Genomic DNA, 13,252 nt, shown 5'->3' with positions numbered 1-13,252 from the left:
ATGTGCGCCACGACGCGGGGAGCCGGGCACGAAGCGTGCCCGGCTCCCTACGTTCGGGTGGTGGGGCCCCCTCGGGTGCACGGCCCGCCGCGTGGTTGGCGTAACCTCGAAGGCTGGAGCCCGCCGATCTCGGGACCTTGATCCACACCTTGGGGTTGCACAGCAGATGACTGCCATCTCTCTCGGAATGCCGGCCGTGCCGACGAAGCTTGCCGACCGCAGGGTCAGCCGCAAGATCCAGGTCGGTTCGGTGGCCGTCGGTGGCGACGCACCCGTGTCGGTGCAGTCCATGACCACCACTCGTACCTCCGACATCGGCGCCACGCTCCAGCAGATCGCCGAGCTGACCGCCTCCGGCTGCGAGATCGTCCGCGTGGCCTGCCCGACCCAGGACGACGCCGACGCCCTCGCCGTCATCGCGAAGAAGTCGCAGATCCCGGTCATCGCCGACATCCACTTCCAGCCGAAGTACGTCTTCGCCGCGATCGACGCGGGCTGCGCCGCAGTCCGCGTCAACCCGGGCAACATCAAGCAGTTCGACGACAAGGTCAAGGAGATCGCGAAGGCCGCCGCCGACGCGGGCACGCCGATCCGGATCGGCGTCAACGCGGGCTCGCTCGACGCCCGGCTGCTCAAGAAGTACGGCAAGGCCACCCCCGAGGCGCTGGTCGAGTCCGCGCTGTGGGAGGCCTCCCTCTTCGAGGAGCACGGCTTCAGCGACATCAAGATCTCGGTCAAGCACAACGACCCGGTCGTCATGGTCAACGCCTACCGCCAGCTCGCCGCGCAGTGCACCTACCCCCTGCACCTCGGCGTCACCGAGGCCGGCCCCGCCTTCCAGGGCACCATCAAGTCCGCCGTCGCCTTCGGCGCGCTGCTCTCCGAGGGCATCGGCGACACCATCCGCGTCTCGCTGTCCGCGCCGCCGGTCGAGGAGGTCAAGGTCGGCATCCAGATCCTGGAGTCGCTGAACCTCAAGCCGCGCCGCCTGGAGATCGTCTCCTGCCCCTCCTGCGGCCGCGCCCAGGTGGACGTCTACAAGCTGGCCGAGGAGGTCACGGCGGGCCTCACCGGCATGGAGGTCCCGCTGCGCGTCGCGGTCATGGGCTGCGTCGTCAACGGCCCCGGCGAGGCCCGCGAGGCCGACCTCGGTGTCGCCTCCGGCAACGGCAAGGGCCAGATCTTCGTCAAGGGCGAGGTCATCAAGACCGTCCCCGAGTCGAAGATCGTGGAGACCCTCATCGAAGAGGCCATGAAGATCGCCGAGCAGATGGAGAAGGACGGCATCCCCTCGGGCGAGCCGACCGTCGCGATCGGCGTCTGAGACCAGGCCCCGAGCCCCGGCCCGTTCCCGCAGCTCGCGGGCGGGGCCGGGGCTCTTTCGTGACCTGCGGGACCAGGCATCCTCAGGTGGCGGCGGGTACAGTTCGGAGATCAGCAGACTTTATGGTGAGGCCCCAGTGTTGACGCAGACCACCACCCGGGTCCTTGAGCCCAGCGATCTGAACGCCGCGCTCGGCATCCTCGGGCGCGAGCCGGTCGAGAACGCCTTCGTCACCTCCCGGGTCCAGGTCGCCGGACTCGACCCCTGGCGCCTGGGCGGCGAGATGTGGGGCTGGTACGCCGACGGAGAGCTGCGCTCCCTGTGCTACGCGGGCGCCAACCTGGTCCCCGTCTGCGCCGGCCCCGACGCCGTCCGCGCTTTCGCCGACCGGGCCAGGCGCACGGGCCGCCGCTGCTCCTCCATCGTGGGCCCCGCCGAGGCCACCCGGCTGCTGTGGCAGCTCCTGGAACCCAGCTGGGGGCCGGCCCGGGACGTCCGCTCCCACCAGCCGCTCATGGTGACCGACCGGCAGTCCGCCGAGGTCCGGCCCGACCCGCTGGTCCGCCGCATCCGCAAGGACGAGATGGACCTGATCATGCCTGCGTGCGTGGCCATGTTCACCGAGGAGGTCGGTGTCTCCCCGCTTGCGGGCGACGGCGGCCTGCTCTACCAGGCCCGGGTCGCCGAGCTCGTCGGCGCCGGCCGCTCCTTCGCCCGCGTCGAGGACGGCAAGGTCGTCTTCAAGGCGGAGATCGGCGCCGCGACCGCGCACGCGTGCCAGATCCAGGGCGTCTGGGTGGACCCCGAATTCCGCGGGCGGGGCCACTCCGAGACCGGGATGGCGGCCGTCGTCGAGTTCGCGCTCCGCGATGTCGCGCCCGTGGTCAGCCTGTACGTGAACGACTTCAACACCGCTGCGCGGGCGGCGTACCGGAGGGTCGGCTTCCGCGAGGTCGGCGCCTTCATGAGCGTCCTGTTCTGACCGCCGGGGGCATACCGGCAGGCCCGGACCGCCCAGTAAGGTCACCCGCATGCTGCCTACCTCCGAGGGCCATGACCCCGCCCGCCCGGCCGGACTCCGCATCGGTCCCCTCGACCTCGCCGCCCGCGTGGACGAGGCCCTGCGCGTGCAGGCCGTCGCCTTCGGGCTCAGCGAGGAGGAGATCGGCATCCGCCGCTACATCGTCCAGCGGCACATGGGCTGCCGCGGAGCCCGCGCCCTCGGGGCGTTCACGGAGGACGGGGCGCTCGCCGGGTTCGTGTACGGAATGCCGAACGACCGGGCGTACTGGTGGTCCTCGGTCGTCGAGCCGTACCTGCGGGCCGAGGGCCACGACGGCTGGCTCGACGACTCCTTCGTCATCACCGAGCTGCACGTCCACCCCGGATTCCAGGGGCACGGCGTCGGCCGCACCCTGATCACCCGGATCACCGACACCGCCGAGGAGCCCCGCTCGATCCTGTCCGCAATCGACACCGAGAGCCCGGCCCGCAGCCTCTACCGGGCCCTCGGCTACCGGGACCTCGCCCGCCAGGTGCACTTCCCGAGCGCCGGCCTTCCGTACGCGGTCATGGGGGCCCCGCTGCCGCTGCGCCGCCCCTGACCGCCGGCCACCGAAGGCGGCGAATTCGTTTCCGGCGCCCGGGCGGCCCCCGATAGCCTCGCGGCATGTCTACGCAACACGTGCAGCGCATGTCCCGCCTCATGGCCAAGACCCTCCGTGAGGACCCGGCCGACGCGGAAACGCTCAGCCATCGGCTCCTCGTCCGCGCCGGATACGTCCGGCGCAGCTCCGCGGGCGTGTGGACCTGGCTGCCGCTCGGCAAGAAGGTCCTGGACAACGTCTCGCGCATCGTCCGCGAGGAGATGGACGCCATCGGCGCCCAGGAGGTGCTGCTCCCGGCGTTGCTGCCCAAGGAGCCGTACGAGGTCAGCGGACGCTGGTCGGAGTACGGGGACCTGCTGTTCCGGCTCAAGGACCGCAAGGGAGCCGACTACCTGCTCGGACCCACGCACGAGGAGATCTTCACCCTGGTGGTGAAGGACCAGTGCACCTCCTACAAGGACCTGCCGGTCATGCTCTACCAGATCCAGACCAAGTACCGGGACGAGGCCCGGCCGCGGTCGGGAGTGCTGCGCGGACGCGAGTTCCAGATGAAGGATTCCTACTCCTTCGACGTGAGCGAGGAGGGCCTGGAGCAGTCCTACGCCCTGCACCGCGCCGCGTACCAGCGGATCTTCACGCGCCTGGGGCTGGACCACCGGATCGTCTCGGCGGTGTCCGGGGCGATGGGCGGTTCGGCGTCGGAGGAGTTCCTGGCGCCGGCGGCGGCCGGGGAGGACACCTTCGTGGACTGCCCGTCGTGCGACTACGCGGCGAACACGGAGGCGGTGACCTTCGCCCTGACCCCGGTGGACGCCGAGCACCCCGTCCTGGAGGAGGTGGACACCCCCGACACCCCGACGATCGAGACGCTGGCGGCCCAGCTGGGCGTCCCCGCGTCGGCGACGCTGAAGAACCTCCTGGTGAAGGTCGACGGTGAGATCACGGCCGTGGGCGTGCCGGGGGACCGGGAGGTGGACCTCGGCAAGCTCGCCGAGCATCTCGCCCCCGCGGTCGTGGAGTTGGTGACCGCGGAGGACTTCACCGACCGTCCCGACCTGGTCCGCGGCTACGTCGGCCCGCAGGGCCTCGGCAAGGTCCGCTACCTCGCCGACCCCCGTGTGGCGCCCGGCACTTCGTGGGTGACGGGAGCCAACCGGGCCGACACGCACGCGCGGAACGTGGTGTGCGGGCGGGACTTCGAGGTCGACCGGTACCTGGACGTGGTGGTCGTGGAGCCGGGCGACCCCTGCCCGCGCTGCGGCGCCGGACTGCGGCTGGACCGCGCCATCGAGATCGGGCACATCTTCCAGCTCGGCCGCAAGTACGCGGACGCCTTCGCCCTGGACGTGCTCGGCAAGGAGGGCAAGCCGGTGCGGGTCACGATGGGCTCGTACGGGATCGGCGTCTCGCGGGCGGTGGCGGCGCTGGCCGAACAGACCGCGGACGAACGGGGACTTGCGTGGCCGGCCGAGGTGGCTCCGGCGGACGTACACGTGGTGGCGGCGGGCAAGGCCGTGCAGCTGGCGCTCGCGGAATCGGCGGCCACGGCTCTGGCGAAGGCCGGCCTGCGGGTCCTCCTGGACGACCGGGCGGGGCTCTCGCCGGGCGTGAAGCTCACGGACGCGGAGCTGATCGGCGTCCCGTGGATCCTGGTGGCGGGGCGCCGGTCCGCGGACGGCGTGGTCGAACTCCAGCACCGCGCCACGGGCACCCGCGAGGAACTCCCCTTGGACGAGGCCCTCGCCCGCCTGGCGTAGCGCACGGGCGCCGGGCGGCGGCTGCCGCTGCGCGGAGCCGTCCGCGGGCCGCCCTTCCACCGTTCCCCGTGCTGAGCCCCGGGCCCCCGGACCCCGTCCGAGGTCCAGGGCCGCAGCCCCGGTTCAGGGGGGTGGGACCGGGGTGGGCAAGGAGTCCCGCACGGCGGCTAGCCGCACGGCTCGTCCGCCTCCGCCGCCGGAGGCGAGCCGTTCAGGGACAGGCCGAAGGCCAGAGGGTCCGCGGCTTCGCCGGGAGCGCCGGCCGCCGGGGCTTCCGGCGAGGCCGGGCCGGTGAGGGACCCGGCGGCGGGGGTCCCGCCCTCGGCTGCTGCCGGCGCTGCGGCGGGGGCTTCGCCGGGCGCAGCGCCCGACGCCGGAGCGGCACGTTCCAGGAAGCGCAGCAGCTCCACCGGGAACGGCAGGACCAGCGTGGAGTTCTTCTCCGCAGCCACCGCCACCACCGTCTGCAGCAGCCGCAACTGCAGCGCCGCCGGCTGCTCCGACATGACCGCCGCCGCCTCCGCCAGCTTCTTCGAAGCCTGGAGCTCCGCATCCGCGTTGATCACCCGAGCCCGGCGCTCGCGGTCCGCCTCCGCCTGCCGCGCCATCGAGCGCTTCATCGTCTCCGGCAGGGAGACGTCCTTGATCTCGACGCGGTCGATCTGGACGCCCCACCCCACCGCCGGGCTGTCGATCATCAGCTCAAGGCCCTGGTTCAGCTTCTCCCGGTTGGACAGCAGGTCGTCCAGGTCCGACTTGCCGATGATCGAGCGCAGCGAGGTCTGCGCCATCTGCGATACCGCGAAACGGTAGTCCTCCACCTCGATGATCGCGTTCGCCGCGTCCACGACCTTGAAGTACACCACGGCGTCCACCCGCACGGTGACGTTGTCCCGGGTGATGCCCTCCTGCGCGGGCACCGGCATCGTGACGATCTGCATGTTCACCTTGCGGAGCCGGTCGACCCCCGGGACGATCATGGTGAAGCCCGGCCCGCGGACGCCCTCCCGCAGCCGGCCGAAGCGGAAGACAACGCCCCGCTCGTACTGCCTCACCACGCGTGCGGCGGTGGCCGCGACAGCCGCGATTCCCACACCCGCCGCGATTACCGCTGTCACCAGTTCCTGGACCATGACGGCCTCCCGCGGGGCATATCTCCCTATCCACCGTATGCCCTACAACCAGGCCGCGAACTCCAGCAACAGCTCCGCCTCCTGGCGCCGCCCGGCGGCCAGGGCCCGGTTCCCGGACTCCACCGCCCGGAACACCGTCCAGCCCCGCAGCCGGTCCCGGTCCACCTCCAGCGCGTCGGCGAGCCGGTTCACCCGGCGTCGGGCGCCCGCGGCCCCGGCCGAGGACGCCACCTGGTCCTCCAGCCGGTCCCGCACCAGCCGGGCCAGGTCGTACGCCCGCTCGCCGACCAGCGGGTCCGGGCCCACCGCCAGCCACGGGGCCCGCTCGCCCGCCAGCACCTTGCCCTGCCGGAAGTTCCCGTGCAGCACCAGTTCCTCGGGGGGCAGGGCGGTCAGCTCCTCGCGGATCGCCAGCGCGGTGGAGGCCAGCGCCTCGGCCTCCGCGGGGGCCTTGCGCAGGGCCTCCGCCTGCCGGGCGGTGCGCTGCTCCACCGTCTCGAAGGGGTGCCCCGGCGGCGGGGCGACCCACAGCCGGCGCAGCGTCCCGCACGCCTCCAGCAGGGCCTTCGCCTCCGGCAGCGACCGCAGCGACACCTCGGGGTGCAGCCGTTCCAGCAGCAGCGCCCCGTCCTCCGCGTGGTGGCGGGTGTCGAGGACCCGTACGGCTCCGAAACCGCCCCAGTGCGCCAGGGCGGCCAGCTCCCGGTCGGGCCGGGCGTGCGGGGGAGCCAGCTTCAGCGCGGCCGGGGTGCCGTCGGCGTACTCGACGAGGACGACCAGGCTGCTGCGGCCGCCCGGCGCCTGCACCCGCTGGGCCCGTACGTCACGCCGGGTCAGCGCCGCCTCGGTGAGCCGGGGCAGCTGCTCCAGCCAGTCCGCGTCCTGCGCCGATTCCGGCGTCTCGCCGAGCGCCCGTACAAGCCGCTGCGGCGGTTCGAAAGCCATGCGTGCGTGGTCCCTTTCAGCTGGTGGGGGCTCGGTCGGCGCGTTCCGTGAGCCCAGGGAAGGCTACGCCGACACCCCGCCAGCGTGCCGCGCGCACGGCCGCGGCGCTCAGCGCGTCGGCCGCCTCCCGGCGCAGCCGGCCGTCCGAGGCCCGCACGAGATCCGAGTACGCGCCCGCCACCCGGTCCTCGATCTCGGCGGCGAGCCGCTCTGCGTCGGCCGGGCCGCGCACCTCGAAGGGCAGGGCGTACGCCGCTTCCGCGGGTCGGGGCGAGCCGCCCATCTCGCGCACGGTGCGGGCCAGGGCGTCACGCCGCGCGAGGTGGCCGCCGTATGCCTCCCGGGCCTCGGCGGCCCGGGCGGCCCCGGCGCGTGCGCCGATCACCCCGTAGCCGTACGCCGCGGCGTGTTCGGCGGCGAGCGCGGCCTGCGCGGCCCCCAAGACCCGGTTGGCGGGGGAGGGTTCGGGCTTCACGGCGTGGCTCCGGGGGTCGAGGTCAGCAGGTACGCGTGGACGGCGCCGCACGCCGCCACCGAGGCCAGCAGCCGGGCCAGCTCCCCGGGCGCCCCGGACAGGGCGATGGTGCGGGCCTCGGCCAGGCTGCGTTCGGCGTCGGCGAGCGCGGTCAGGGCTTCCTCCGGGCCGGCCGCCACCGGCTCGCCGCTCGGGGCGGCGGCACCGGCCGGTGCGGGTGAGGCGGCGGACGGCGCGCCGGAGGGCTGCGCGGAGGCGGCCTCCGGCGCGGCCAGGGCGGTGGCGTGCGCCGCCACCGAGGCGCGCAGCGGTGCCAGGCGCCCGGCGAGGGCCGGATGGGCGGCGGCGGTGGCGTCGTAGCGTTCCAGCAGTCGTTCACTGTCCCGAACGGCCGATGCGCGCATCCGCCGTTCGAGTGGAACACCGGTGTTCGCACCGGCCGCGCCGGTGCCGTCGGAACACCCGGTGAGCAACGCGGCGCCGCCGACGCCGACGGCGCCGGCGAGCAGGCTCCTTCGCGAGAGCCTCGAAGACATGGTCCAGGGCACGGCGACGTCCTTGAGGTGGGGTCCGGCAGGGTGTGATCACCGTACCCGGGGCCCCGTCCACAGGGCGGACGGCAACACCCTCCGCGACCGGATACCCTTTGACCTGACACGCGACGGAAAACCACAACAGCACACGCGGCCGAGGAGTCACCCGGATGAGCACCACCCAGAGCGACAGGCTGCGCGGACTGCTGGAGCCGCTCGTCGCCGCCAAGGGCCTGGATCTTGAGGACATCGAGATGTCCAAGGCGGGCAAGCGCCGGATGCTTCGCATCATCGTGGACTCCGACGAGGGCGTGGAGCTGGACGCGTGTGCCGAGCTGAGCCGCGAGGTCTCCGACAAGCTCGACGAATCCGACGTGATGGGCGAGGACGAGTACGTCCTCGAAGTGAGCTCGCCGGGCGCCGACCGCCCGCTGACCGAGCACCGTCACTACGTCCGGGCGACGGGCCGTCTCGTGAAGTTCCAGCTGTCCGCCGAAGGTGAGAAGGGTGCCGGGGAACTGGTCGCCCGCATCCTCGGCGTCGACGACGAGGGCTTGGACCTCGAAGTTCCGGGCGTGAAGGGTCGCAAGGCGACCGCCCGCCGCATTGCTTTCACCGACATCGCCAAGGCGCGTGTCGAGATCGAGTTCAACCGCAAGGACAAGAAGGAAGAGGAGGCGTAGCCGTGGACATCGACATGAGTGCCCTGCGGGGTCTGGTCCGGGAGAAGGAGATCTCCTTCGACCTGCTCGTCGAGGCGATCGAGTCGGCCCTCCTCATCGCGTACCACCGCACCGAGGGAAGCTTCCGGCGCGCACGCGTGGAGCTGGACCGCACCAACGGCCACGTCGTCGTGTGGGCGACCGAGGACCCGCGGGACCTGGAGGAGGGGCAGGAGCCCAAGGAGTTCGACGACACGCCGTCGGACTTCGGCCGGATCGCCGCCACGACCGCCAAGCAGGTGATCCTCCAGCGTCTGCGCGACGCCGAGGACGACCTGACCTTCGGCGAGTTCGCGGGCCGCGAGGGCGACGTCATCACCGGTGTCGTCCAGCAGGGCAAGGACCCCAAGAACGTCCTCGTCGACATCGGCAAGCTGGAGGCCATCCTGCCGGTGCAGGAGCAGGTCCCCGGCGAGGAGTACACCCACGGCCTGCGCATCAAGGCGTACGTCGTACGGGTGGCGAAGGGTGTCCGCGGTCCGTCCGTGACCCTGTCGCGGACCCACCCCAACCTGGTGAAGAAGCTGTTCGCGCTGGAGGTCCCGGAGATCGCCGACGGCAGCGTGGAGATCGCGGCGATCGCCCGCGAGGCCGGCCACCGCACCAAGATCGCGGTGCGTTCCACCCGCTCGGGGCTCAACCCCAAGGGCGCGTGCATCGGCCCGATGGGCGCCCGTGTCCGGAACGTGATGGCCGAGCTGCACGGCGAGAAGATCGACATCGTCGACTGGTCGGACGACCCGGCGGAGATGGTCGCGAACGCGCTGTCACCCGCCCGGGTGAGCAAGGTCGAGGTCGTCGACTGGGACTCCCGCTCCGCCAGGGTGACCGTGCCCGACTACCAGCTGTCGCTGGCGATCGGCAAGGAGGGGCAGAACGCCCGCCTCGCCGCGCGGCTCACCGGCTGGCGCATCGACATCCGCCCCGACACCGAGCCGTCCCCGGACGCAGCCCGGGACCGGGACGGGGAATAAAACCGCTGTCCGTCGGAGCTGTCCGACGGGTAGACAGGATCAGGACAGCAGAACTCGACAACATCCGTTCGATTTTTCGCCCGAAGGGGTGAGGTCGGTGCGGGGAGGTAGACTTAGGCGTGTCTGGCCGGACGCAAGCCCGCGCATGCCCCGAACGCACCTGTGTGGGGTGCCGGGAGCGAGCGGCCAAGAGCGATCTGCTGCGCATCGTGGCGGTCAGGGACGAATGCGTCCCTGATCCAAGCGGTACGCTGCCCGGCCGGGGTGCATACCTGCACCCTGCCGTGGTCTGTCTCGACAAGGCGGTCCGCCGCAGAGCGTTCCCCCGGGCCCTGCGGGCCCCGGGAGCACTCGACACGGCGGAGCTGCACAAGGCCGTGGCCGACCAGGCCGAGGCGACACCGTAAGAAACGTACGAAGAGCACGGCACGGATACCCCGTGCGGTCAGGTACCTCGCGAGTTGGAAGTAGGTCGAGATTGCGATGAGCACTCGATGAGTACGCGATGAGTACGCCCATGAAGTAGCGACGGTCCGGCGTAACCCGGACCTAAAAGGAGCGAAGTGGCTAAGGTCCGGGTATACGAACTCGCCAAGGAGTTCGGAGTTGAGAGCAAGGTCGTCATGGCCAAGCTCCAGGAACTCGGTGAGTTCGTCCGTTCGGCGTCCTCGACGATCGAGGCGCCGGTTGTACGCAAGTTGACTGACGCACTGCAGGGGCCCGGCGGCAACGCCGGCAAGTCCGCTGCGAAGCCGGGCGCGCCCCGCAAGGCCGCGCCCGCCAAGCCCGGGGTTCCCACCCCCGGCGCCGTTGCACGTCCCGCTGCCCCCAAGCCCGGCGCCCCGGCCCCCAAGCCGGCCGCTGCCGAGGCTCCGGCCGCGCCCGCCCCGGTGACGCCGGCCGCCTCCGGCCCGCGTCCCGGCCCGAAGGCCCCGGCCGCCCCGAAGCCCGCTCCGGCGGCTCCCGTGGCGACCGAGTTCACCGCGCCCCCGTCGGCTCCGGCCGCTCCGGCGCGCGCCGAGCGTCCCGCCGGTCCGGGTGCGACCCCCGGCCCGCGTCCGGCGCAGCAGCGTCCCGCGGCCCCGGGTCAGCCCGGTGCCCGTCCCGGCGCCCCGCGTCCGGCCGGCGCCCCCGGTGCCCAGGGACAGCGTCCCGCCGGTGGCCCCGGTGGATCTCAGGCCCCGCGTCCCCAGGGCGCCCGTCCGGCCGGTCCCCGTCCGGGCAACAACCCCTTCACCTCCGGCGGCTCCACCGGTATGGCGCGCCCGCAGGCGCCCCGTCCGGCCGGTGCGCCCCGTCCCGGTGCCCCCGGCGCCGGCGGCGGCCAGGGTGCTCCCCGCCCGCAGGGTGGTCCCGGCGGCGCTCCGCGTCCGCAGGGTCCCGGCGGCGCCCGTCCGACCCCGGGCGGCATGCCCCGTCCGCAGGGCGGCGCCCCGCGTCCGGGTGGTGCTCCCGGTGGTAACCGTCCGAACCCGGGCATGATGCCGCAGCGTCCCGCTGCCGGTGGTCCCGGTCCGCGTCCCGGCGGCGGCCCCGGTGGCCGTGGTCCCGGTGCGGGTGGCCCGCGTCCCGGTGGCGCCGGTCGTCCCGGCGGCGGCGGCTTCGCCGGCCGTCCGGCCGGTCCGGGCTCGCGTCCCGCGGGCGGCGGCGGCTTCGGCGGCCCGCGTCCCGGCGGCTTCGGCGGCGGTCCCGCCGGTGCCGGTGGCGGCGGTCGTCCCGGCTTCGGTGGCCGTCCCGGCGGTCCCGGTGCCCGTGGTGGCACGCAGGGTGCCTTCGGCCGTCCCGGCGGTCCGGCCCGTCGCGGCCGCAAGTCGAAGCGTCAGAGGCGCCAGGAGTACGAGGCCATGCAGGCCCCGTCCGTGGGCGGCGTGATGCTGCCCCGCGGCAACGGCGAGACCGTTCGCCTGTCGCGCGGTGCGTCCCTCACCGACTTCGCGGAGAAGATCAACGCCAACCCGGCGTCGCTGGTCGCGGTCATGATGAACCTCGGCGAGATGGTCACTGCCACGCAGTCCGTCTCCGACGAGACCCTCCAGCTCCTCGCCGGCGAGATGAACTACACCGTTCAGATCGTCAGCCCGGAGGAGGAGGACCGCGAGCTCCTGGAGACCTTCGACATCGAGTTCGGCGAGGACGAGGGCGGCGAGGAATTCCTCATGCCGCGTCCGCCGGTCGTGACCGTCATGGGTCACGTCGACCACGGTAAGACCCGACTGCTCGACGCCATCCGCAAGACGAACGTCGTTGCGGGCGAGGCCGGCGGCATCACCCAGCACATCGGTGCCTACCAGGTCTCCACCGAGGTGAACGACGAAGAGCGTCGCATCACCTTCATCGACACCCCGGGTCACGAGGCGTTCACCGCCATGCGTGCCCGCGGTGCCAAGTCGACCGACATCGCGATCCTCGTGGTCGCGGCCAACGACGGCGTCATGCCGCAGACGATCGAGGCGCTGAACCACGCCAAGGCCGCCGGCGTCCCGATCGTCGTCGCGGTCAACAAGATCGACGTCGAGGGTGCCGACCCGACCAAGGTCCGCGGTCAGCTCACCGAGTTCGGTCTGGTCGCCGAGGAGTACGGCGGCGACACGATGTTCGTCGACATCTCCGCCAAGCAGGGTCTGCACATCGACTCCCTGCTGGAGGCCGTCGTCCTCACCGCCGACGCCTCGCTCGACCTGCGCGCCAACCCGGAGCAGGACGCTCAGGGTATTGCGATCGAGTCCCACCTCGACCGCGGCCGCGGTGCCGTCGCCACCGTCCTCGTCCAGCGCGGTACCCTCCGCGTCGGCGACACGATGGTCGTGGGCGACGCCTACGGCCGAGTGCGCGCCATGCTCGACGACAAGGGCAACAACGTCGAGGAAGCGGGTCCGTCGACCCCCGTCCTGGTCCTGGGTCTCACCAACGTCCCCGGCGCCGGCGACAACTTCCTCGTCGTCGACGAGGACCGTACGGCCCGTCAGATCGCCGAGAAGCGTGCTGCGCGCGAGCGCAACGCCAACTTCGCCAAGCGTGTCCGCCGGGTGTCCCTGGAAGACCTGGACTCGGTCCTCAAGGCCGGTCTGGTCCAGGAACTCAACCTCATCATCAAGGGCGACGCGTCCGGTGCGGTCGAGGCCCTGGAGTCCTCGCTGCTCCAGCTCGACGTCGGCGAAGAGGTGGACATCCGCGTCCTGCACCGCGGTGTGGGTGCGGTCACCGAGTCCGACATCGACCTGGCGATGGGCTCCGACGCCATCGTCATCGGCTACAACGTCCGTGCGGCCGGCCGTGCCGCGCAGATGGCGGAGCGCGAGGGCGTCGACGTCCGCTACTACTCGGTGATCTACCAGGCCATCGAGGAGATCGAGGCGGCCCTCAAGGGTCTGCTCAAGCCGGAGTACGAAGAGGTCGAGCTCGGTACGGCGGAGGTCCGCGAGATCTTCCGCTCGTCCAAGCTGGGCAACATCGCGGGTGTGCTCATCCGCTCCGGCGAGGTCAAGCGCAACACCAAGGCGCGGCTCCTGCGCGATGGCAAGGTCATCGCCGAGAACCTCACCATCTCCGGTCTGCGCCGCTTCAAGGACGACGTCACCGAGATCCGCGAGGGCTTCGAGGGTGGTATCAACCTCGGAAACTTCAACGACATCAAGGTCGACGACGTCATCGCGACGTACGAGATGCGCGAGAAGCCCCGCGCGTAAGCGCGAGGCACATCGCACGGTGTCGTAAGCCCGGGGCCGGTCGGCGGAATATCCGTCGATCGGCCCCGGCCGTTGCGTGTACGGTTCTGGTGATCC

12 protein-coding genes are annotated in these 13,252 nt (G+C 72.2%); 8 read left to right on the top strand and 4 right to left on the bottom strand.

Annotated features, from left to right (window positions below):
- Positions 1-166 precede the first annotated feature (166 nt).
- The 4 genes from ispG (at position 167) to AC0666_RS32430 (ending at position 4,688) form a co-directional block, all read left to right on the top strand.
- The gene (ispG, locus tag AC0666_RS32445; protein ID WP_361722282.1) at positions 167-1,324 is read left to right on the top strand and encodes a flavodoxin-dependent (E)-4-hydroxy-3-methylbut-2-enyl-diphosphate synthase; all 1,158 of its coding nucleotides are present in this window, start codon (positions 167-169) and stop codon (positions 1,322-1,324) included.
- 139 nt (positions 1,325-1,463) lie between these two features.
- On the top strand, positions 1,464-2,306 hold the full coding sequence (locus tag AC0666_RS32440) for a GNAT family N-acetyltransferase (protein ID WP_478708951.1): 843 nt from the start codon (positions 1,464-1,466) through the stop codon (positions 2,304-2,306).
- Positions 2,307-2,355: 49 nt separating this feature from the next.
- Positions 2,356-2,928, top strand: a complete 573-nt coding sequence (locus tag AC0666_RS32435) for a GNAT family N-acetyltransferase (RefSeq protein ID WP_478708950.1) — start codon at positions 2,356-2,358, stop codon at positions 2,926-2,928.
- Positions 2,929-2,993: 65 nt separating this feature from the next.
- Entirely contained in the window at positions 2,994-4,688 is a 1,695-nt protein-coding gene (locus AC0666_RS32430; protein ID WP_468963475.1) for a proline--tRNA ligase, read from the top strand.
- 167 nt (positions 4,689-4,855) lie between these two features.
- Here AC0666_RS32430 and AC0666_RS32425 read toward each other — a convergent pair whose 3' ends face one another.
- Genes AC0666_RS32425 through AC0666_RS32410 form a run of 4 tightly spaced genes read right to left on the bottom strand, consistent with a single transcriptional unit; the run spans position 4,856 to position 7,777 of the window.
- Positions 4,856-5,821 (bottom strand): slipin family protein, encoded by a 966-nt coding sequence (locus AC0666_RS32425; RefSeq protein ID WP_468963476.1) that lies wholly within the window; start codon positions 5,819-5,821, stop codon positions 4,856-4,858.
- 42 nt (positions 5,822-5,863) lie between these two features.
- Complete coding sequence (locus tag AC0666_RS32420) at positions 5,864-6,766, bottom strand: aminoglycoside phosphotransferase family protein (RefSeq protein WP_468963477.1); 903 nt, start codon at positions 6,764-6,766, stop codon at positions 5,864-5,866.
- Positions 6,767-6,782: 16 nt separating this feature from the next.
- Positions 6,783-7,241 (bottom strand): ferritin-like domain-containing protein, encoded by a 459-nt coding sequence (locus AC0666_RS32415; RefSeq protein WP_478708949.1) that lies wholly within the window; start codon positions 7,239-7,241, stop codon positions 6,783-6,785.
- Positions 7,238-7,777 carry a hypothetical protein gene (locus AC0666_RS32410; protein WP_468963535.1) on the bottom strand — a complete coding sequence of 180 codons (540 nt, stop codon included), beginning with the start codon at positions 7,775-7,777 and terminating at the stop codon, positions 7,238-7,240. The genes AC0666_RS32415 and AC0666_RS32410 overlap by 4 nt, the downstream gene beginning before the upstream one ends.
- Before the next feature lie 167 nt (positions 7,778-7,944).
- Between AC0666_RS32410 and rimP the strand changes: the two genes are divergently transcribed.
- The 4 genes from rimP (at position 7,945) to infB (ending at position 13,156) form a co-directional block, all read left to right on the top strand.
- Positions 7,945-8,457, top strand: a complete 513-nt coding sequence (gene rimP / locus AC0666_RS32405) for a ribosome maturation factor RimP (RefSeq protein WP_361722258.1) — start codon at positions 7,945-7,947, stop codon at positions 8,455-8,457.
- A gap of 2 nt (positions 8,458-8,459) precedes the next feature.
- Positions 8,460-9,470: a transcription termination factor NusA gene (nusA, locus tag AC0666_RS32400; protein WP_468963479.1), complete on the top strand. Its 1,011-nt coding sequence runs from the start codon at positions 8,460-8,462 to the stop codon at positions 9,468-9,470.
- A 119-nt stretch (positions 9,471-9,589) separates the two neighbouring features.
- On the top strand, positions 9,590-9,877 hold the full coding sequence (locus tag AC0666_RS32395; protein ID WP_478708948.1) for a YlxR family protein: 288 nt from the start codon (positions 9,590-9,592) through the stop codon (positions 9,875-9,877).
- Positions 9,878-10,033: 156 nt separating this feature from the next.
- On the top strand, positions 10,034-13,156 hold the full coding sequence (gene infB / locus AC0666_RS32390) for a translation initiation factor IF-2 (protein WP_468581132.1): 3,123 nt from the start codon (positions 10,034-10,036) through the stop codon (positions 13,154-13,156).
- The last annotated feature ends 96 nt before the right edge of the window (positions 13,157-13,252 follow it).

Source organism: Streptomyces sp. NPDC043680, from assembly GCF_056436685.1.
Note: the sequence above shows the minus strand (reverse complement) of the source record. Positions and strands in the feature narration are given on the sequence as shown.

Bases quoted from the DNA above. Each gene is read 5' to 3' on its own strand.
- AC0666_RS32430 (WP_468963475.1), top strand. From the start codon at position 2,994: ATGTCTACGCAACACGTGCAGCGCATGTCCCGCCTCATGGCCAAGACC.
- AC0666_RS32425 (WP_468963476.1), bottom strand. From the start codon at position 5,821: ATGGTCCAGGAACTGGTGACAGCGGTAATCGCGGCGGGTGTGGGAATC.
- AC0666_RS32410 (WP_468963535.1), bottom strand. From the start codon at position 7,777: ATGTCTTCGAGGCTCTCGCGAAGGAGCCTGCTCGCCGGCGCCGTCGGC.
- AC0666_RS32435 (WP_478708950.1), top strand. From the start codon at position 2,356: ATGCTGCCTACCTCCGAGGGCCATGACCCCGCCCGCCCGGCCGGACTC.
- rimP (WP_361722258.1), top strand. From the start codon at position 7,945: ATGAGCACCACCCAGAGCGACAGGCTGCGCGGACTGCTGGAGCCGCTC.
- AC0666_RS32420 (WP_468963477.1), bottom strand. From the start codon at position 6,766: ATGGCTTTCGAACCGCCGCAGCGGCTTGTACGGGCGCTCGGCGAGACG.
- ispG (WP_361722282.1), top strand. From the start codon at position 167: ATGACTGCCATCTCTCTCGGAATGCCGGCCGTGCCGACGAAGCTTGCC.